This is a genomic window from Streptomyces sp. NPDC060035 (assembly GCF_042736635.1).
In the GTDB taxonomy this organism is placed as follows: domain Bacteria; phylum Actinomycetota; class Actinomycetes; order Streptomycetales; family Streptomycetaceae; genus Streptomyces.
Genome location: NZ_JBHWVO010000001.1, coordinates 182139 through 200743 on the forward strand (window position 1 = coordinate 182139; position 18605 = coordinate 200743).

Annotated in this window: 16 protein-coding genes; 6 read left to right on the forward strand and 10 right to left on the reverse strand. The window is 67.4% G+C overall.

Annotation, left to right across the window (positions count from 1 at the left end):
* Position 1: 1 nt before the first annotated feature.
* The 9 genes from ACFWBQ_RS00845 to ACFWBQ_RS00885 all read right to left on the reverse strand — a co-directional run bounded on the left by ACFWBQ_RS00845 (position 2) and on the right by ACFWBQ_RS00885 (position 10020).
* Positions 2-1018 (reverse strand): MCE family protein, encoded by a 1017-nt coding sequence (locus ACFWBQ_RS00845; protein WP_385482495.1) that lies wholly within the window; start codon positions 1016-1018, stop codon positions 2-4.
* Entirely contained in the window at positions 1015-2046 is a 1032-nt protein-coding gene (locus ACFWBQ_RS00850) for an MCE family protein (RefSeq protein WP_385482498.1), read from the reverse strand. The genes ACFWBQ_RS00845 and ACFWBQ_RS00850 overlap by 4 nt, the downstream gene beginning before the upstream one ends.
* Complete coding sequence (locus tag ACFWBQ_RS00855; protein ID WP_385482502.1) at positions 2043-3350, reverse strand: MCE family protein; 1308 nt, start codon at positions 3348-3350, stop codon at positions 2043-2045. Before ACFWBQ_RS00855 ends, ACFWBQ_RS00850 begins: the two co-directional genes overlap by 4 nt.
* Positions 3350-4147: an ABC transporter permease gene (locus ACFWBQ_RS00860; protein WP_329214935.1), complete on the reverse strand. Its 798-nt coding sequence runs from the start codon at positions 4145-4147 to the stop codon at positions 3350-3352. The genes ACFWBQ_RS00855 and ACFWBQ_RS00860 overlap by 1 nt, the downstream gene beginning before the upstream one ends.
* 9 nt (positions 4148-4156) lie before the next feature.
* Complete coding sequence (locus tag ACFWBQ_RS00865; RefSeq protein ID WP_385482504.1) at positions 4157-5011, reverse strand: MlaE family ABC transporter permease; 855 nt, start codon at positions 5009-5011, stop codon at positions 4157-4159.
* Entirely contained in the window at positions 5008-5991 is a 984-nt protein-coding gene (locus tag ACFWBQ_RS00870) for an ABC transporter ATP-binding protein (RefSeq protein ID WP_385482507.1), read from the reverse strand. Before ACFWBQ_RS00870 ends, ACFWBQ_RS00865 begins: the two co-directional genes overlap by 4 nt.
* Before the next feature lie 713 nt (positions 5992-6704).
* A complete protein-coding gene (locus ACFWBQ_RS00875; protein WP_385482510.1) occupies positions 6705-7649 on the reverse strand; it encodes a hypothetical protein in 945 nt (314 codons plus the stop codon).
* An 83-nt stretch (positions 7650-7732) separates the two neighbouring features.
* Positions 7733-9250, reverse strand: a complete 1518-nt coding sequence (locus tag ACFWBQ_RS00880) for a DUF6801 domain-containing protein (protein ID WP_385482513.1) — start codon at positions 9248-9250, stop codon at positions 7733-7735.
* A 134-nt stretch (positions 9251-9384) separates the two neighbouring features.
* Positions 9385-10020 carry a hypothetical protein gene (locus tag ACFWBQ_RS00885; protein WP_385482516.1) on the reverse strand — a complete coding sequence of 212 codons (636 nt, stop codon included), beginning with the start codon at positions 10018-10020 and terminating at the stop codon, positions 9385-9387.
* 672 nt (positions 10021-10692) lie between these two features.
* Here ACFWBQ_RS00885 and ACFWBQ_RS00890 point away from each other — a divergent pair.
* The 4 genes from ACFWBQ_RS00890 to ACFWBQ_RS00905 all read left to right on the forward strand — a co-directional run bounded on the left by ACFWBQ_RS00890 (position 10693) and on the right by ACFWBQ_RS00905 (position 14140).
* Positions 10693-11907 carry a helix-turn-helix domain-containing protein gene (locus ACFWBQ_RS00890; protein ID WP_385482519.1) on the forward strand — a complete coding sequence of 405 codons (1215 nt, stop codon included), beginning with the start codon at positions 10693-10695 and terminating at the stop codon, positions 11905-11907.
* A 207-nt stretch (positions 11908-12114) separates the two neighbouring features.
* The gene (locus ACFWBQ_RS00895; protein WP_385482522.1) at positions 12115-12378 is read left to right on the forward strand and encodes a hypothetical protein; all 264 of its coding nucleotides are present in this window, start codon (positions 12115-12117) and stop codon (positions 12376-12378) included.
* A 69-nt stretch (positions 12379-12447) separates the two neighbouring features.
* The gene (locus ACFWBQ_RS00900; protein WP_385482525.1) at positions 12448-12921 is read left to right on the forward strand and encodes an SCP2 sterol-binding domain-containing protein; all 474 of its coding nucleotides are present in this window, start codon (positions 12448-12450) and stop codon (positions 12919-12921) included.
* A gap of 4 nt (positions 12922-12925) precedes the next feature.
* The gene (locus tag ACFWBQ_RS00905) at positions 12926-14140 is read left to right on the forward strand and encodes an acyl-CoA dehydrogenase family protein (protein ID WP_385482526.1); all 1215 of its coding nucleotides are present in this window, start codon (positions 12926-12928) and stop codon (positions 14138-14140) included.
* A 153-nt stretch (positions 14141-14293) separates the two neighbouring features.
* Here the strand turns inward: ACFWBQ_RS00905 and ACFWBQ_RS00910 are convergent, their stop codons facing one another.
* A complete protein-coding gene (locus tag ACFWBQ_RS00910) occupies positions 14294-15520 on the reverse strand; it encodes a cytochrome P450 (protein WP_385482528.1) in 1227 nt (408 codons plus the stop codon).
* A gap of 106 nt (positions 15521-15626) precedes the next feature.
* Between ACFWBQ_RS00910 and ACFWBQ_RS00915 the strand changes: the two genes are divergently transcribed.
* Both ACFWBQ_RS00915 and ACFWBQ_RS00920 read left to right on the forward strand, forming a co-directional pair.
* Positions 15627-16463: a hypothetical protein gene (locus ACFWBQ_RS00915; protein ID WP_385482530.1), complete on the forward strand. Its 837-nt coding sequence runs from the start codon at positions 15627-15629 to the stop codon at positions 16461-16463.
* Between the two features lie 55 nt (positions 16464-16518).
* Positions 16519-18591 carry an MDR family MFS transporter gene (locus tag ACFWBQ_RS00920; protein WP_385482532.1) on the forward strand — a complete coding sequence of 691 codons (2073 nt, stop codon included), beginning with the start codon at positions 16519-16521 and terminating at the stop codon, positions 18589-18591.
* Positions 18592-18605 lie beyond the last annotated feature (14 nt).

The following is an 18605-nucleotide window of genomic DNA, read 5'->3' on the forward strand; positions in this document are numbered from 1 at the left end:
GTCAGCGGCCCCCTTGCTTCGGCGGCATGCAGTCGTCCTTGGGGAGCGTGTCGACGGGCAGGTATTCCTTCGGCACGACTCCGCACACGTAGTTGTCGAACCAGCGGCCGTTGCCGAGTGTGTTGCCGACGAGGCGGTTGTAGGAGCCGGCCATCGAGAGCACCTTGTCGAGGCTCTTGCGGTTCTTCACCAGGACGGCGGTGACCCGGCCGAGCGAGTCCAGGGTGGGTTTCAGCTGCTTGTTGTTGTCCGTGACGAGCCCGGTGAGCTGGGTGCCGAGGTTCCGGGTTCCGGTGAGCAGCAGATGGATGGAGTCACGGCGGGCCTGGATCTCGCCGAGGAGCAGGTTGCCGTCCTCCAGCAGGGTTTCGAAGCTGCTCTTCTTGTCGGCGAGCGTCTTGGTGAGCTGCTTGCTGCCCTTGAGGAGGGTGGCGAGCTGGGCGTCGCGTTCGGAGACGGTCCTGGAGAGTGCGGAGAGCCCGCTCGCCGCGCTGCGTACGTCGGGCGGGGAGTCCTTGAAGGTCTCGGAGATCGTCTCGAAGCTCTGGGCGAGCTGGGCGGTGTCGATCTCCCCGATGGTCTCGCCGAGTCCGTTGAACGCCTGGGTGACGTCGTACGGGGAGGTGGTGCGGCTCGCGGTGATGCGGGAACCGGGGTCCTGCGGGGCGTTGCCGAGCGGGTCGACGGCGAGGTACTTCTCCCCGAGGAGGGTCTTGATGGCGATCCCGACGGTGGAGGAGTTGCCGATCCAGGCGTCCTTCACCTTGAAGTCGACCTTCACCTTGGCGCCGTCGAGCGAAACGCCGGTGACCTCTCCGACCTTGACGCCGGCGATCCGCACCTCGTCGCCGCTGTCGAGTCCGGCCGACTCGGTGAAGTCGGCGCTGTAGGTGGTTCCGCCGCCGATGAAGGGCAGCGCGTCGGCGCGGTAGGCGGCCAGGCCCAGGAGGGACAGGACGAGGAGTCCGACGATGCTGACGGCCACGGGGTTGCGTTCCCGTACGGGCTTGATTCTCATGCCAGGCACCTCGGTCGGGTGATCTCGATGCCGGTGGGCGGGGCGCTGCCGTCCTCGGTGCTCACTCCGGAGACCTTGGCCTCGCACAGGTAGAGGTTGAGCCACGATCCGTACGACGTGAGACGGGTGATCGCCTCCATCTTGGCGGGGGTCTTCGCGAGGAAGCTCTCGATCTGCGGCGTACCCTTCTCCAACTGGCCCGTGAGGCGGCCCAGTTGCTTGATGTCCTCCTTGAGCGGCTTGCGTCCGTCCTCGAGGAGACCGGCGGTGACGGTCGTCAGCGCGCCCATGGCCGTGACCGCTTCGCCGAGCGGCTTGCGGTCGCCGGAGAACCCGGTGACGAGCCTCTGGAGGGTGACGACGAGGTCGTTGAAGCCCGCCTCACGGTCGTTGACGGTCTTCAGGACCGTGTTGAGGTTCTTGATCACCTCGCCGATCACCTTGTCCTTGGCCGCGACGGTGCCGGTCAGCGATCCGACGTGGGAGAGGATGCTGTCGACGGTGCCGCCCTCGCCCTGGAGCACCTGGACGATGGAGCCCGCCAGCTGGTTGACGTCCGGTGGGGACAGCCCTTCGAAGAGGGGCTGGAATCCGTTGAAGAGCTGGGTGAGGTCGAGCGCCGGGGTCGTACGGGAGAGCGGGATGGTCGCCCCCGCGGCGAAACTCCTGCCTACGGGTCCGGCGCCCTGGTCCAGGTCGATGTAGCGCTGGCCGACCATGTTGAGGTACTTGATCGACGCGGTCACCGAGGCGGGCAGCTTTCGGCCCTTGCGGACGGCGAAGCCGACCTCGGCCAGCCGTTTGTCGGCCACCTCGATCGATTCGACCTGTCCGACCTTGACTCCGGCGATCCGGACGCTGTCACCGACGACGAGTCCGGTGGCGTCCGTGAACCTCGCCCTGTACGTCGTCGTGTCGCCGACGCCCGTGTTGGCGATGGAGAGGGCGAGGACGGTGGTGGCCAGGACGGTCACCACGACGAAGACGATGGATTTCGCGAGCGGTCCCGCGAGGGAGCGGCGCTTCACTTGAGCTTCACCTCCGCACCGCGGAAGGCCGGACCGATGAGCACGCTGCTCCAGTCGGGCAGGGACTGCGGCTGGACTTTCAATGAGGGGGCGACGAGTTCGTTGACGAGGCGGCTCTCCTGCGGGGAGTTGGGCATGCCCAGCCCGCTGTCGGTGGCGGCAGGCGCTGTGGCCTCCTCCTCGCCTTCTGCCTGGCCGGTGTCCGTGCCGGCGGCCCGACGGGCGTCGGCGGTCGGGGCCGCTGTGCCGACGTACGGCACCGAGTAGCAGTGCGGGCCGCCGGTCGCGCTGTAGACCGGGGTGTCCTTGCCTGCCACGTACTTTCCCTTCGACTTCACGGCCTTGACAGTGACGTGGAGGCCGGGCTGGTCGGTGCCCTTGCCCAGCGCCTTGTCCATGGCGGGGACGAATCCCGCCATCGTGCGCAGGGTGCAGGGGAACGCGTCCGCGTACTCGGCGAGGAGTTCCAGCGTCGGCCGGCCCGAGGCGGAGAGCCGGATGAGGTTGTCCTTGTTCCGCCGCAGGAAGGACGTGACGTCCTGGGCGGACGCGGTGGTGGAGCCGTACAGATCGGCGAGTTCCGCCTGCTGTTCGGCGATGGTGCCGCTGGTGGTGGTGAAGTCGGTGAGCGCGTCCAGGACGTCGGGGGCGGCGTCCGCGTAGATGGCGCTCACCTTGACGAGCTCCTTGATGTCCGCGTTGAGCGTGGGCAGCTGGGGGTTGAACTCCTTGAGGTGGGCGTCGAGCGTGACCAGCGTGTCGCCGAGCTTGTCACCGCGTCCCTCGAGTGCCTGCGAGACGGCGTTGAGCGTGGCGGCGAGCTTCTCCGGCTTGACCGCGGTCAGCATCGGCAGGACGTTGTCGAGGACTTCCTCCAGCTCGATGGCGTTGCTGGAGCGGTCCTGCGGAATCACGGAACCCGCCTGCAGGGTCTGCGCGGACGGGACGCGCGGTGGCACGAGGGCGACGAACCGTTCTCCGAAGAGGGTGGTCGGCAGCATCTGGGCGGTGACGTCGGCGGGTATCTGCCCGAGCCTGTCGGGCTTGATGGCGAGGGTGAGGCGCGCCCCGTCGCCCTCGGCCGCGATGTCGCGTACCTGTCCGATCACGACACCGCGCAGCTTCACATCGGCGTTGTCGTGCATCTCGTTGCCGACGCTCCCGGTGCGTACGGTCACGGTGGCGTCGTCGCTGAAGTCCTTCTCGTACACCGAGACCGACACCCACACGAGCAGGGCGGGCACGAGCACGAAGGCCACGCCGGCGATTCTGCGGCGCACCGTATACGCCTTGGGCGAATGCATCAGCCGGCCACCTTCACCGTTGTCGTCGCGCCCCAGATGGCGAGCGAGAGGAAGAAGTCGGTGACGCTGATCAGCACGATGGCGTTGCGCACCGACCGGCCCACGGCCACGCCGACTCCGGCGGGGCCGCCGGTGGCGTGGAAGCCGTAGTAGCAGTGGGCGAGGATCACCAGCACGCTGAAGATCAGCACCTTGAGCACCGACAGGAGCACGTCGTCCGGCGAGAGGAACAGATTGAAGTAGTGGTCGTAGGTGCCCGCGGACTGCCCGTTGAACAGAACCGTGATGTAGCGGGAGGCGAGGTAGGAGGAGAGCAGCCCGATCGCGTACAGCGGGATGATCGCGACGACCCCGGCGATGATCCGGGTGGTGACGAGGTAGGGCATGGACCGCACACCCATCGCTTCGAGGGCGTCGACCTCCTCGTTGATCCGCATCGCACCGAGCTGGGCGGTGAAGCCCGCGCCGACGGTGGCGGAGAGGGCCAGCCCGGCCACGAGCGGGGCGATCTCACGGGTGTTGAAGTACGCGGAGATGAAGCCGGTGAACGCCGAGGTGCCGATCTGGTCGAGGGCCGCGTAGCCCTGGAGACCGACGACCGAACCGGTGGCGAGGGTCATCGCGATCATCACCCCGATGGTGCCGCCGATGACACCCAGGCCGCCGCTGCCGAAGGCGACCTCGGCGAGGAGCCGCTGCACCTCCTTGAGATAGCGCCGCAGGGTCCTGGGGATCCAGATGAGAGCCCGTACGTAGAAGGTGAGCTGGTCACCCGACCGATCGAGCCAGCTGAGCATCGACACCGGTCAGCCCCCCTTCGGAGGGACGATCTGGAGGTAGATCGCCGTGAGGACCATGTTCACGAAGAACAGGAGCATGAAGGTGATGACGACGGACTGGTTGACCGCGTCACCGACCCCTTTGGGGCCGCCGCGCGGGTTGAGCCCTCGGTAGGCGGCGACGATGCCCGCGATGAAGCCGAATATCAGTGCCTTGAGTTCGCCGATGTACAGGTCGGGCAGCTGGGCGAGGGCGGAGAAGCTGGCGAGGTAGGCACCCGGTGTGCCGTCCTGCATGATCACGTTGAAGAAGTAGCCGCCGAGCGTGCCGACGACGGAGACCAGTCCGTTGAGCAGTACGGCGACGAACATGGTGGCGAGGACCCGCGGGACGACGAGCCGCTGGACGGGTGAGACGCCCATGACCTCCATCGCGTCGAGTTCCTCGCGGATCTTGCGGGAGCCGAGGTCGGCGCAGATGGCGGACCCTGCGGCCCCGGCGATCAGCAGCGCCACGATGAGCGGGCTGGCCTGCTGGATGACGGCGAGGACGCTGGCGCCGCCGGTGAAGGACTGGGCGCCGAGCTGCTCGGTGAGCGAGCCGACCTGGAGGGCGATGACCGCGCCGAACGGGATGGAGACGAGAGCGGCGGGCAGAATCGTGACGCTGGCGACGAACCAGAACTGCTCGATGAACTCCCGCACCTGGAAGGGCCGGCGGAAGATCGCACGGGATACCGCGACGGCGAGCGCGAACAGCTTTCCGGTCTCGCGCAGGGGTGCGAGCAGCCGCGTCGGCTGTCTCTGCTGCGGTGCCTTGTCCTCATGGGCCGGTGTCGATGTGGGCGGCTCGGGCGGCCGCACGGGCAGCGGTGCCGTCATGGGCGCGCACCGCCCGCGGTCGGCGTGTAGCTGTTCAGGATGGCTGTACGGGCGGCCTCCGGCAGCTGGCCCATCATGGAGATGACCCGCTCCCGGCGGCGCAGCGCGCCCTGCCGCACGGGCATTCCGGGTGAGGGCTCCAGCTGCGGTACGACGGTGCGCGGCCCGGGGGCGTAGTCGTAGCCGTTCATCTGTTCCGCGGCGAGGGTGGCCGCGTCCTTCTCCTCGGACATGCCGATGGGGCCTTCACGGCGTCCGGAGAGGAACTGGGAGACGACGGGTACGTCGCTGGTGAGCAGGACCTCGCGCGGACCGAAAGTGACGAGGTTGCGGCAGAAGAGCATGCCCATGTTGTCGGGCACGGTGGCCGCGATGTCGAGGTTGTGAGTGACGATCAGCATCGTCGCGTCGATCTGGGCGTTGAGATCGATGAGCAGTTGGGAGAGGTACGCGGTGCGGACCGGGTCGAGTCCGGAGTCCGGCTCGTCGCAGAGGATGATCTGCGGGTCCAGGACGAGGGCGCGGGCGAGGCCCGCCCGCTTGCGCATGCCACCGGAGATCTCGCCGGGGAGCTTTCCCTCCGCGCCGAGCAGTCCGACGATGTCGATCCGCTCCATGACGATGCGGCGGATTTCGGATTCCTTCCTGCGGGTGTGTTCACGCAGGGGGAAAGCGATGTTGTCGAAGAGCGACATGGACCCGAAGAGAGCGCCGTCCTGGAACATGAGGCCGAAAAGCTTACGGGTCTCCATGATCTCGCGCTCGGAGCTGTTGACCATGTCGACGCCGTTGATGAGGACGCGGCCCTGTTCCGGCTTCAGCAGACCGATGATGGATTTGAGGAAAACGGTCTTTCCCGTTCCGGACGGACCGAGCATCACGCTCACTTCTCCGGCCGGCAGCGTGAGGGTGACGTCCTGCCAGATGTTCTGCTTACCGAAGGATTTCGTCAGGCCCTCGACAACTACTTCGATTCCCATCGGCCCTCCTTCGACATGTCGGTGAACGAAGTCATCTGTCATCGCTCCGGCTCTGAGAAATCCAATGGCGGCTCGTCACGCATGCACCAGGAGGCGCACGTTATGTCCGCCGAAACCGCCAGGACAAGCCGTTGAGCAGCGGAAATCGTCGGACTTCGATCTCTGGATGGATCACTTGTCACCAGGTGACAAACCCGCTTCCCGGGTTTGTCGGATTCTGAGCAAGCTCTCCGGGTGCACCGGGACCCCGCGGCTCCGAGGGGGCCGGAACCACGAGACCCCGATGGCGGGAGAACCTCGTCCCGTCGGGACGGTCCGCTGCCGGAGGAACTCCCGGAGGAGTCCCGGTCAAGGGGGCGCGACCAGGACTCCACGTACGCCGAACAAGCAGGTACGGAGGCGTTCCCGCGCCGCTCAGATGGGACGCTACGGGCCAGTAACCTGACTGCGCAATAGGGGTTCATGAAGTTTCTGCACCCTGAATTCATATCGCCGATTTCTTGTTGACGACTGAGTAGTCGGCCTGCCAAACCTGTCGAAAAGTGAGGCCTTCCGGATGCGGCGCCGGCATCGGCATCGGTCTTATCGGCATGCCGAAGCCCGCCCCGATCAGGAATGATCCGACCGGAGCGGGCGTGGGGAAGCGTCGTGCGGCAATTACGCGGGACCTGACAAAAGGCGGAGTGCTGCAGTCCGGGCGCTGGGGTGATCTACTACTTGACCGCCGAGTGCCAGTTCTGCGCGAGCACCTTGCCGGCGTTGGGCAGGAACAGGCCGGGGGCGGTGAGAGCGGCACTGTGGGTCGACGCGTTGTTCAGCACCAGGCGGTTGTTCCCCGTGGCCGACGGCAGGCCGGTCTTCAGGTTCACGGCCCAGCTGAGACTCCCGGCCAGACCACAGCCGGTCGCCTTCGGCACGGAGAAGGTGCTGTCGCCCTGCTGGTTCCCGGTGAGGGCGAACCTGAGCATGTCCCCCTCCTCGTTGCGCGTGCCGTTCCCGTCGAACCGCTGTACGGCGACGTTCGGGGCGGAAATGTTCTGCGGGCGCAGGACGATCGGGTCGGCAGCCGATCCGATGTAGCAGTTGGAGCCGAGGAGCGGGTTCTGCAGGTGGATCCGGATCGGCAGCTTCACAATCTGCATGTCCGTGGTGAGTCCCGCCATGAGGTTGAACTCCGTGGGCGTGCCTGCAGACTCGACCGTGGCCGTGATCCTGTTCAGGCTCGCGTTCGTGATCTGGCCGCAGATGATGGAGATCACCGGGGTGTCGTCACACATCAGCCCGAGCAGACCACCGGGGATCTCCGCCGGGGCACCCACCAGCGCGCCGCCCGCCGGCGGAACGACGGTGAAGGTCTCGGCCCCCGTGTTCTGGACGACTCCGAACTGCAAGTCGTTGAAGCCGGTGGTGACATCGGTCTTGCCGAGCTTGATGGAACCGCCGGGCGAGTAGGAGGACACACAGGATGCGACCAGGTCCTGCCCGTCGGCTGCGAGCATGGCAGGGGCGTCGACCGGACAGCGGGAGAAGGGTGCCCAGTCCCCGTTGAGAGTCGCCGTGGCGGACGCCGCCGAGGCGGGTGTGGTACTCAGCGGAAGGGCGACCGCGATCGCGCTGACGGCAAGTCCGGCGCGCCATCTCTTCGGGACAGATCTCATTGCTTCCTCAATTCTTGGTCAGCTTCACGGAATTTCTTGAATCGACATAGGGCCGGGTGAAGTGCTGTACGGCGGAGGGACTGTCAGCGTTCCGCCACAGGAACCTTCAGAGGCTGCCGGTCTTCGGTGCACACGCTCTCGTCGTACACCTGGGCCGCGCAGGGCGGACCCTGGATCTGCTTCACATATCCGGATTCCCCGGAAATGGAGGCGGTGAAGAGATCGTCGAGGTCTTCCCCGACTCCACAGCCGGAGAACGGCGGCACAGTGACCGACGAGGTGAGTGGGCCCCCTCCCGTGAGGGTGTACCCCGTGAATATGAAGTCCTTCATGAATACCTTCCCCAACAGAGTGAGCCGGAACGGCTTACTCGTACGGCAGTTGGGACCGACGTCCAATCCCACTCCATTGACCTTGACGTCAAAGAGGCGAAGTGAGAAGTCCATGGTGATGACGGTCGACCCGAAGGTGTCGAGGCCGTTGAGGGTCAAATCCGAATGCACGTTGTAGATCGGGAGACCGTCGGCACCTTTCTCCACCGGCTGTTGCGTCATTTCCATCGTGGCCGTGGTGGGCATGAAGCCGAAGGTCAGGAAGGTCGCGGTGGCGGGCGGCAGCTGCGGTCGGCCGAGGTGGTCGACCATGGCGGTGGAGTCCTGGATCAGATGCGCCAGTCCGTCCGCGGTTTCCTCGGGTGGCACGATTTTCTGCGGCCCCTGCAGGATCTTCGCGCAGGCCACCGGGAACTTCGCCGCACCCTTGAGCTTGGTGACGTTCGCGTACCCCGTGATGTAGGCGACCAGATGAGCCCAGTTTTCCCTGTCACCCACGCACTCCGGTGCCTCGGCGGCGGGCGCGGCCTCTCGGGCCCCTACCCTCGGCGCCGCCAGATCGGTTCCGTCGCCGTCCTCGCCCTCTTGCTCACCCGGCTCCGACGGCCAGGGCGCGGTCTCCTCGGCGCCGGCGCCTATCTCCACGCTCGCCAACAGTTGATCCTGGTCGGCCACCGGGGTGCAGGTCAGGTCCAGAGGCAGAGGGCTGGCCAGGGCTCCGTCCGCACCGACCGGAGTCAGTTTCACGGCCAACTGCTCGGCGGTGAAGGTCAGACCTCCGGCGGCGGAAGCTGTCACCGAGGGGACCGCGCCGGAGGCGGGGAGCGTGAGGTCCCCCGTAGCGGGGACGGCGACCAGGCCCTCGGTGGTGCCGATCCACACGGCCTCCGCGGAATGGTCTTCCTGCGTCACGTCGACCGTCAGGCGGGTCTCCGCCGCGACGCTCTCCACTCCATCGGCGACCACGCCACCAACCGCAGGTTCGGCCGCGGGCGTGGAATCGGTACTTTCAGCAGCCGTCATCAGATCCGCCACGGCGTCGGCGGGCAGGGTCAACTCCGTGGTCACTTCACTGATCTGCACGGCTTCGCCGGCACGGCCTCCCTCGGGGGCGACGGCCGAGATCCGCGCCTCGATCTTCCTCACCCCTGAGGGAAAGGCACAGGCATAGGCCAGCTCGACATCGATTTCGCGGTTGCCCGCGGATGCCTGCGCACCCGGGATCATCCCCGCGACGAGGACCCCGGCCAGAACGGCCCCGCCCCGCACGGCCGCTCGCCCGTGACCCCGCCTCCATCTGCCGCGCGTCGTCATCCCTCGTGGATCCCTTCCATCGGTGGTGCGGTTGCACGGCGGGGGCCCCCGCCGTGCAACCGGCCGTCATCAGAGGTGCCGCACTGACCTCAGGTGCCGACGATGCTGGTGATGCCGTTCACCGAGTAGACGGCGTTGAACGTCGGGACCATGCCGACGCCGATGAGACCCGTGCACCCTGTGGTCACGGTGGTCACCTTCAGCCCCTGCGTCGCCTGGGACGAGAGGATCTTGGTGCTCGTGGCGGTGAGCTTCTTGGTGCTGTTGACGTAGGACGCGTAGACCGAGCCCTCCACGGTGAACTCGCAGGTGAGGACCTTGAGCTTCGCCTTGATGTTCTTGATGTGGCCGACGGTCTTGCCCGCGGCGGTGTCGTAGTCCTCCGCCCAGATACCCCAGGGCATCGTGGTGACCGGCGTGACGGGACCGACGCTGCTCGTGCAGGGGGCGGCGGTGGTTCCGAAGGTCGCCGCGGTGATGCTGGCGATGTTGGCCGGGTTGCCCGTGGCGCTGAACGCGCTGCCGCTCGCGGCCGCTGTCGTACACGTCATCGGAATGCTGTTCACCGAGAGGATCACGCTGGTCGACGAGGCCGTGAACGCAGCGGGGTTGGACGTGACCGTCCATGTGGTGGCGGGGAAGGCCATAGCCTGAGTCGCGCCGAGCGCGAGGGCGGCGGAAGCGACGCCGGTGGTGACGGCAAGCTTTTTGAGGGTGTTACGCACAGTTAGTTCCTCCGATTCGACAATGCGAGTGCACTGTTGCGGGGATTCGCGCGACAGATCCTGCATAGGCACAGGAAGCGCGGCAGTGAACCGAGTTGCGTGGGGGGCCGTGCTGTTGAGTCAGCCACATACATTCTGTGACAGGGCGTGACGTTACTTGCGGGAAACTTAGAACACAATCCCGGCGCCGAAATTGCCTCGGGCCATTCTTTTTCCTCGTCCGCAGGTCACTAATCGGCATGGACCGCTTATCACTTGGTGCGCAATATCCGCCGCCGGGGGACGGGGCACCGCCGTGACCCTCCCCCCGGCGGCCGCTCCGGCGGGCACGTACAGGGCGGCACATATCCCTCACCGGGCGTCGTCGGCGCTATCAACTCCCGCCGCGCAGCCTCCATTGCCGCTCGTTACCCAGGGTTACTTTCCTGTCCTCGGGAGAGCACGCGTCCGAAAATATTGTCCGGAAGTGAGCAATGCCGCCCCCACCTGCACCGCAGCCCCACAATGAGGCGAAAGTAAGTGCCCCTTGCATGACGATCCCGTTCAAGTGGTGTGCACGTCGGCTTACTTGGTCTAACTTCGTCGCCGACGTCGGTATACACCGGTTCGGTCCGTGGGAGCGCTTCCCCCATTGCCCCACCCACGCGTGCACCGGAGAGCAAGGGGACAGTCATGCCGAGACTCATACAGCCGTCGGACACCGGTGATCCGCTGGGACCGCTCCCTCAGGAGTTCGCCGCGATCATGCGACCCGAACTGCCCAGCCTGATCAAAGAGATAGGCATGGAGGTCACTCGGGCATATCCCGAGTACGCGCGACTGCTGAACGGACCCAACGGCAAGACGATCCGGGTCGGAGTGGAACAGAGCCTGTCCTCGTTCGTCGACCTGGTCGCCGAGCCTTCCTCCTCGACCACACTCCGCGACGACATGTGCCGAAGATTCGGGCGGTTCGAGGCGTACGAGGGCCGCACGATGGACACCCTCCAGGGCGCCTACCGGCTGGGCGCGCGCATCGCTCTGCGCCGGGCGAAGAAGGTCGGCCGGAGCTACAACTTCTCCCCGACCCTGATGCTCAGCTTCGCCGACGCGCTGTTCGCCTACGTCGACGAGCTGGAGTCGCTGTCCCGCGAGGGCTACGTGGAGGTGCAGGCCCAGTCCGACCAGCAGAGCGAAGCCATGCGCCGCCGGCTCCTGCACCTGATCCTGGCCGGCCGCCCGGTGCCGCGGACCGCCATCTCGGAGCTGTGCGAGCAGACCGGCTGGGCGCTGCCGGAACAGGTGACGCTGATCGCCGTTCGCGCGCCCGCCGGCGTGGACCTGGCCGACCTCGCCCGTGACGTGCTGGCCGATCTCGGTGACCCGCAGCCGCACTTACTGGTCCCGGGGCCGCTGGACGACGCGCGACGCCAGATGCTCGAGCGTGCGCTGACCGGTGCTCGCGCCGTCATCGGGCTGACCGTGCCGACGGCTTTCGCGTGCGACTCGATCCGGTGGGCCCGCCGCGTCGTCGAGCTCATCGACTCGGGCATCATCGACGACACACCGACCGTCCCGTGCGAGGACCACCTCATCACTCTGTGGCTCCTCTCCGACCCCGCCCTCCTCGACCAGCTCGCCCGGCGCGAACTGGCGCCGGTCTCCGGGATCAGCACCACCCGGCGCGAGCGGCTGGTCGAGACCCTGCGGATCTGGCTCGACACCCGGGGCACCGCGGCACAGATGGGCGAGCTCCTGGACGTCCATCCGCAGACGGTCCGCTACCGCATGCGCAATCTGGAGTCCATCTTCGGCGAGCAGCTGATCGACCCCCGGAGCAGGTTCTCCACCGAAGCCGTACTGCGCGCACTGCAGTTGCGCTCGCGCGGTGAGGAGACCCTCACCTGACGCCGCGAAGAGCCCTGCTCACAGCCTTCCCGGCGAGTCAACTTACCTGCAGGTAAAGCGAAATAGACGGTCAGTCCCAAACGGTTGCGACACGGAGACGTTCTCAACGAGAAACGCGGAACTGCGTCCCGTACATATGGAGGAGTCGGCAGCCCACCCGGCAGCCGACGAGCACCGCCTCCTGGCCGACCAACCGAGAGGGACCCCATGACCGCCTCGCACCTACTCGTCCCTGTACCGATCCCGGACCGGGTCGCCGCACTGATCGGGTCCTGCATCCCGCCGCGCATCCTGCAGGCGGAGTTCGACGCCGACTGCGCCGCCCGCGAGGTCCGCAGGTTCCGTGGACCTCGCCTGGGGATCGAGGACCAGGCCGACCGCGAGCAGGCGCTGTCCGAGCTGGCGCGGGCCAACAAGGTACTCGCCGCCCACCACCCCCGGCTCGCGGTGCTGCCGGGCGGCGCCTGGTAGTCCTTGCGAAGAGGCGACGACACCCTTACCTTACTCAAAAGTAAGTTTACTCCGGAGTAAGGAACTGGCGTGGCCGACAACACCAGCGGCAACCTCACCGACGACCTGGCCGGGCTGGACTTCGCAGCCGTCTCCCCCGAGGAGTTCGCGCGGATCATCAAGGGCCTGTCCGCCAAGCAGCTCGGCGAGGTCATGCACGGAGAACTGCGCACCCGTGTGCTGAGCGAGGTCTTCGGCCGGATGCGACAGCAGTTCCGGCCCGAGGCGGCCGGACCGCTCAAGGCCCTGATCCGCTGGAAGATCACCGGCGAGACCGACGAGGTCTACGAGACCTCCATAGCCGACGGCCGGTGCACCGTGAGCGACGGCCGCTCCGACGGAGAGCCGCGTACGACCCTGGTGCTGGGCGATGCGGACTTCCTCAAGCTCGTCTCCGGCAACGGCAACCCCGTGACGATGTTCATGATGCGCAAACTCAGGATCGCCGGTGACGTCGGCCTGGCTTCGGGGCTCACCCGCTACTTCGACATCCCGAAGGCCTGAGCCGATGAGCTATTTCTCCCTCGCCCTCACCGAGGAACAGCAGGATCTGCGTAACTGGGTGCACGGCTTCGCCGCCCAGGTGGTGCGCCCCGCGGCGGCCGAATGGGACGCCCGGGAGGAGACCCCGTGGCCCGTCATCCAGGAAGCCGCCCGGATCGGTCTGTACGGATTCGAATCGCTGGCGGACATGTACGGGGATCCCAGCGGCCTCTCCCTCCAGATCGCCAACGAGGAGCTGTTCTGGGGCGACGCCGGGATCGGCATGGCGCTCTTCGGCACCTCCCTCGCGGTCGCCGGGATCTTCGCCTCCGGCACACCTGACCAGCTCGCCGAGTGGGTCCCTCAGTGTTTCGGCGACGAGGACGACCCGAAGGTCGCGGCATTCTGCGTCTCCGAGCCACAGGCCGGTTCCGACGTCTCCGCGATGGCCACGAAAGCCCGTTACGACGAGGCCAAGGACGAATGGGTGCTCTCCGGCCAGAAGGCGTGGATCACCAATGGCGGGATCGCCGAGATCCATGTGGTCGTCGCCTCCGTCGACCCCGCGCTCGGTGCCCGCGGACAGGCGGCGTTCATCGTGCCGCCCGGCACCAGGGGTCTGGAAGCGGGCCGCACCATCAAGAAGCTCGGCCTGCGCGCGTCACACACCGCGGACGTCTTCCTCGACGACGTGCGCGTGCCGGGCCACTGTCTGCTGGGTGGCAAGGAGAAGCTGGACGCCCGGCTCGCCCGTGCCCGCGAGGGCGCGGGCGCCAAGGGACAGGCGGCGATGGCGACCTTCGAGGTCAGCCGTCCCACCGTGGGCGCCCAGGCGCTGGGCATCGCGCGGGCCGCGTTCGAGTACGCGCTGGAGTACGCGGGACAGCGGGAGGCGTTCGGCCGGCCGATCATCGAGAACCAGTCGATCGCGTTCGCGCTCGCCGATATCCGTACCGAGATCGAGTCCGTACGTCTGCTGATCTGGCAGGCCGCCTGGATGGCCCGCAACGACCGGACCTTCGATGCCGGCCAGGGCTCCATGTCCAAGCTGCGCGCGGGCGAACTCGCCGTGTCCGCCACGGAGAAGGCCGTCCAGATACTCGGTGGCGCCGGATACAGCAGGGAGCACCCGGTGGAGCGGATGTACCGCGACGCCAAGATCTACACGATCTTCGAGGGAACCAGCGAGATCCAGCGCCTCGTCATCGCACGGGCCATCTCCGGTCGCCACATCCGCTGAGGCCCTGTCACCGCGATGCCGGGCGCCCTGTCGGGCCGCCCGGCATCATCGGTCACGCGCGTCCCCTGCACGACACGGCTCACAGCGGGCGTCCGAGTGCGGTGAGGGTGCGGCAGACGCGCGGGGTACTCACATCGGCCGAGCCGTCCCGGCTCAGGCACCGACCGGGGTGAACCGTACCGGGAGCGAACCCGGGCCCCTGGTGAAGACCCCCTGCTCGGCCGGGACGAACCCGTCGGCGAGCCGGAGGTCCGGCATGGCGTCGAGCAGTTGGTTCACGCCGGTCTCCACCTCCGCCCTGGCCAGCAGCGCACCCACGCAGAAGTGCCGGCCGAGTGCGAACGCCAGGTGGTCTGCCGCGGCCGAGAACGCTGTGGTGCTGGTCAGGTCGGTGCGGAAGATGTCGAAGCGGTCCGGTTCGCGGTAACGGTCCGCGTCACGGTTGGCCGCCCCGATCAGGCAGGTGACGGTGGCTCCTGCGGGAACGGTGCCGCCGGTCAGCTCCACCTCGTGCGCCGTCTGGCGCATGATCATGTGGACCGGCGGGGTGTAGCGCAGGGTCTCGGCGAAGGCCCGGTCGATGAGGGAACGGTCCTCGCGCACTGCGGCCAGCTGCTCGGGGTGGGCCAGCAGATTGGCGAAGATCGAAGCGATGGCCTTGTCGGTGGTCTCCCCGCCCGCCGCGAGGAGCAGGCTGCAGAAGGCCTTGATGTCCTCGTCGCTCATCCGGACGCCGTCGACCTCGGCGGCGCAGAGGACGGACAGCAGATCGTCGCCGGGTGACTCCCTGCGCTCCTGGATGACCGGGATCATGTAGGCGGCGAACTCCTGACGGGTCCGCTCGCCGGCCGCCGCGACCGCGGGATCGCCCGCGAGGTTGCCGAGGAAGGCGATGACGGTGGTGTACCAGCCGTGGAAGCGCTCGTGGTCCGTCCTGTCCAGGCCGAGCATGTCGGCGATCACCAGGACGGGGAAGCGCGTGGCGAACGCCTCCACGAGGTCGGCCTCGCCGCTGTCCCGGAACCCGTCGATCAGCTCGCGGGCGTTGCGCTCGATGACGGGCAGGAACTTCTCCTGGAGGTCCGCGCCGCGGAATGCGGGGGCGACCAGGGCCCGGCGTACGGCGTGTTCCCGGCCGCTGAGCTGGAGAATCGTCCGGCCGTGGACGGGTTCGATCTGCCAGTCGTAGTTCTCGGTGGTGAACTCCTGGGCCTTGTCCTTGAAGACCCGCTCGACATCCTCGTACCGGGAGACGAGGTAACTGCTCGTGGCCTCGTGCCGGATCAGGGGAGCACTCTCGCGCATGGTGCGGTAGGCCCCGTAGGGGTCGGCGGCGAAGGCGGGAGAGAGAATATCGGGCAGTGGCGACGCTTGGGACACGTGTGACTCCTGTGGGGCAGACATCATTGCGTTCCGGGGTCATGAACGAGCTTCGCCGACAAGGCTATTGACCGGCTGTCCGATCCACACCCCCCGGGGGAACGTCATGTACACCGCATCCGGCGGGCCACGCGCGTCCGTCCTGTTCGTCACCGATCTCGCCTACGAGGCGCGCGGACGCCGCTACTGCGACGAGGACATCTTCCTGACGTCCAGGCTCCGCGAGGAGTTCGATGTCGCGCTCTGTCACCCCCGGGACGCGGAGACGCTGCTGGACGGGTTCGATGCGGTGGTCGTGCGCAACAGCGGCCCGGTACTGCACTACCAGGAGGCGTACGACGCGTTCTGTGCCCGCGCGCGGGAACGGCAGACCCGGGTCTACAACACGCTGGACGGGCGCGCGGACATGGCCGGCAAGCAGTATCTGGTCGATCTGAGCCGTGCCGGTTTTCCGGTGATCCCCACCGTGGACCGTGCGGAGGATCTCGGGCTGCTGCCCCGGGCCGCCGAGTACGTGGTCAAGCCGAAGCTGGGGGCGGACTCGGTGGGGCTGCGGTTCACGCAGGACCCGGTGCTGCCCGCGGGAACCGACGGCTCGCTGCTCGTCCAGCCGAGGATCGACTTCCGCTACGAAGTGTCCTTCTACTTCGTCGACCGGGACTTCCAGTACGCGCTCAACGCGCCGCACCCGGAGCGGCGCTGGGTGCTGGAGCCGTACACCCCGAGCCCGGCGGATCTCGACTTCGCGCGTCGCTTCGTCGAGTGGAACACCCTCACGCACGGCATCCAGCGGGTCGACGCCTGCCGGACGGCGGAGGGCGAGCTGCTGCTCGTCGAGCTGGAGGACCTCAATCCGTATCTCTCGCTCGACCGTGTCACGGAGCCGGTCCGGGAAGCGTTCGTGGCCAGGATGAAGACCTCTGTTCGGGAACTGCTCGCCTGACCCGTCCGGACTGCGCCCGCATGCGTGGGGCGGGGACCGGTGTGAAGGTGCAAGCGTGACCACTGCCAGCGAGACCGCCCCCGCCGCGCAGAGTGCCGCCGTTCCCCCCGTGCTCGACCCCCGCCGCAGGAACATCGTCTTTGCGACGATCGTGCTCGGGATTCTGCTGGCGGCCCTGGACCAGACGATCGTGGGGACGGCACTTCCCACGATCGTCTCGGACCTCGGCGGCGCGGCACACATGTCGTGGGTCGTCACCGCCTATCTGCTGGCGGAGACCGTGGCGACGGTCCTGGTAGGCAAGTTCGGTGACATGTTCGGCCGGAAACTGATCTTCCAGATTTCGGCGGTCATCTTCATCACCGGCTCGTTCCTCTGCGGCCTGGCGTCGAACATGCTGCTGCTGATCATCTGGCGCGGCCTGCAGGGGATCGGCGCGGGCGGTCTCATGGTCACGTCGATGGCGCTGATCGCCGATGTCATCCCGCTGCGCGACCGGGGCAAGTACCAGGGGGCGATCGGAGCGGTCTTCGGCGTGGCCACGGTCGTCGGACCGCTGCTGGGCGGGCTGTTCACCGACCACCTGACCTGGCGCTGGGCGTTCTACGTCAATGTGCCGATCGCGATCGTGGTCGTCATCGCCGCCGCCCGCAACATCCCGGCGGTGAGGGCGGCCGGACGGCCGGTCATCGACTACCTGGGCATCGCCCTGGTCGCGGTCGGCGCCAGCGCGCTGATCCTGGCGACGAGCTGGGGCGGCAACGAGTACGCGTGGGGTTCCCCAGTCATCATCGCCCTGTTCGCCGTGGGTCTCCTCGCGCTGGCCCTGTTCTGTGTGGTGGAGGTGCGCGCGAAGGAGCCGATGCTGCCGATGCGGCTGTTCCAAAACCCGGTGTTCACGGTCTGCTCCATCCTGAGCTTCATCGTGGGCTTCGCGATGCTCGGCGCGATGATCTTCCTGCCGACGTATCTGCAGTACGTGGACGGGGACTCGGCCACACTGTCAGGGGTGCGGACCCTGCCGATGGTGGTCGGTCTGCTCACTGCCTCGATCTTCAGCGGCAACGTGGTCAGCAAGACCGGCCACTACCGGATCTTCCCCATCGTCGGCTCGCTCGTCATGGCAGTCGGTCTCTTCCTGCTCTCCCGGATGGGCCCGGACAGCGGGGTCTGGCGGGAGTCGCTGTACATGCTGGTGCTGGGGCTCGGCATCGGCCTGTCGATGCAGGTGCTGACGATCGCGGTGCAGAACACCGTCGACTACTCGGATCTGGGTACGGCCACCTCGGGCGTCACCTTCTTCCGTACCCTCGGCAGCTCATTCGGTACCGCGGTGTTCGGCACGATCTACGCCAACGCGCTGAGACCGAATCTGACGGAGGGAATCGCCGAGTCCGCGCGGGCGGGCGGTGACCCCGCGGTACTGGCACGGGCGGCGGAGAGCCCCCAGGCCCTGCACGCGCTGCCCGCCGAACAGTCGGCTCCTCTGGCACAGGCGTACGCGGACACACTGCACACGGTCTTCCTCTGGACGGTCCCGGTCGCCCTGATCGGATTCGTCGTGTCGCTCTTCCTGAAGCAGGTGAAGCTGCGCGACAGCGCGCGGGCCGGCTCGACCGACATGGGCGAAGGCTTCGCCCAGCCGAGCACCGGGGACTCGGCGAAGCTGCTCGAGTACGCCGTGGGCAGGATCCTGCACGAGGCAGGTCCGGACACGACCCGGCGGATCGTCGCCGCCTCCGACACACGCCTGGACCTGGCGGGAGCCTGGGCGGTGATGCAGGTCGACCTCTTCACCCGGATGGTCGGCCACGCGGGACTCCGTCTGATCGCGACCCGGCACCGGATCCCTCCCGAAGTGCTGGTGCCGGTCTTCGACCGGATGATCGAGGAGGGTTATCTGACCGGGGACGGCCACCTCTTCACCCACACGGCGGCAGGCCGGCGGGAGGCTGCGACCATTTCCGACGCCTGGGGGCGCTGGCTCAACGAACGCCTGGCCGAGGACGGTGCCCGGCCCGACGACGGGCAGCTGCGGGCAGCGGTCGACGTGATCGCCAAGCGGCTGCTCGCGGAGGATCTGACGCATGAGCTGGCACCGAAGGAACGGACCGGGGCCCCGGTCTGATCCGGACGAGAGGT

What these genes read in the sequence shown, in the direction of transcription:
- ACFWBQ_RS00870 (WP_385482507.1), bottom strand. Translation starts at nt 5,991, where the DNA reads ATGGGAATCGAAGTAGTTGTCGAGGGCCTGACGAAATCCTTCGGTAAG.
- ACFWBQ_RS00855 (WP_385482502.1), bottom strand. Translation starts at nt 3,350, where the DNA reads ATGCATTCGCCCAAGGCGTATACGGTGCGCCGCAGAATCGCCGGCGTG.
- ACFWBQ_RS00845 (WP_385482495.1), bottom strand. Translation starts at nt 1,018, where the DNA reads ATGAGAATCAAGCCCGTACGGGAACGCAACCCCGTGGCCGTCAGCATC.
- ACFWBQ_RS00905 (WP_385482526.1), top strand. Translation starts at nt 12,926, where the DNA reads ATGAGCTATTTCTCCCTCGCCCTCACCGAGGAACAGCAGGATCTGCGT.
- ACFWBQ_RS00860 (WP_329214935.1), bottom strand. Translation starts at nt 4,147, where the DNA reads ATGCTCAGCTGGCTCGATCGGTCGGGTGACCAGCTCACCTTCTACGTA.
- ACFWBQ_RS00895 (WP_385482522.1), top strand. Translation starts at nt 12,115, where the DNA reads ATGACCGCCTCGCACCTACTCGTCCCTGTACCGATCCCGGACCGGGTC.
- ACFWBQ_RS00875 (WP_385482510.1), bottom strand. Translation starts at nt 7,649, where the DNA reads ATGAGATCTGTCCCGAAGAGATGGCGCGCCGGACTTGCCGTCAGCGCG.
- ACFWBQ_RS00865 (WP_385482504.1), bottom strand. Translation starts at nt 5,011, where the DNA reads ATGACGGCACCGCTGCCCGTGCGGCCGCCCGAGCCGCCCACATCGACA.
- ACFWBQ_RS00915 (WP_385482530.1), top strand. Translation starts at nt 15,627, where the DNA reads ATGTACACCGCATCCGGCGGGCCACGCGCGTCCGTCCTGTTCGTCACC.
- ACFWBQ_RS00890 (WP_385482519.1), top strand. Translation starts at nt 10,693, where the DNA reads ATGCCGAGACTCATACAGCCGTCGGACACCGGTGATCCGCTGGGACCG.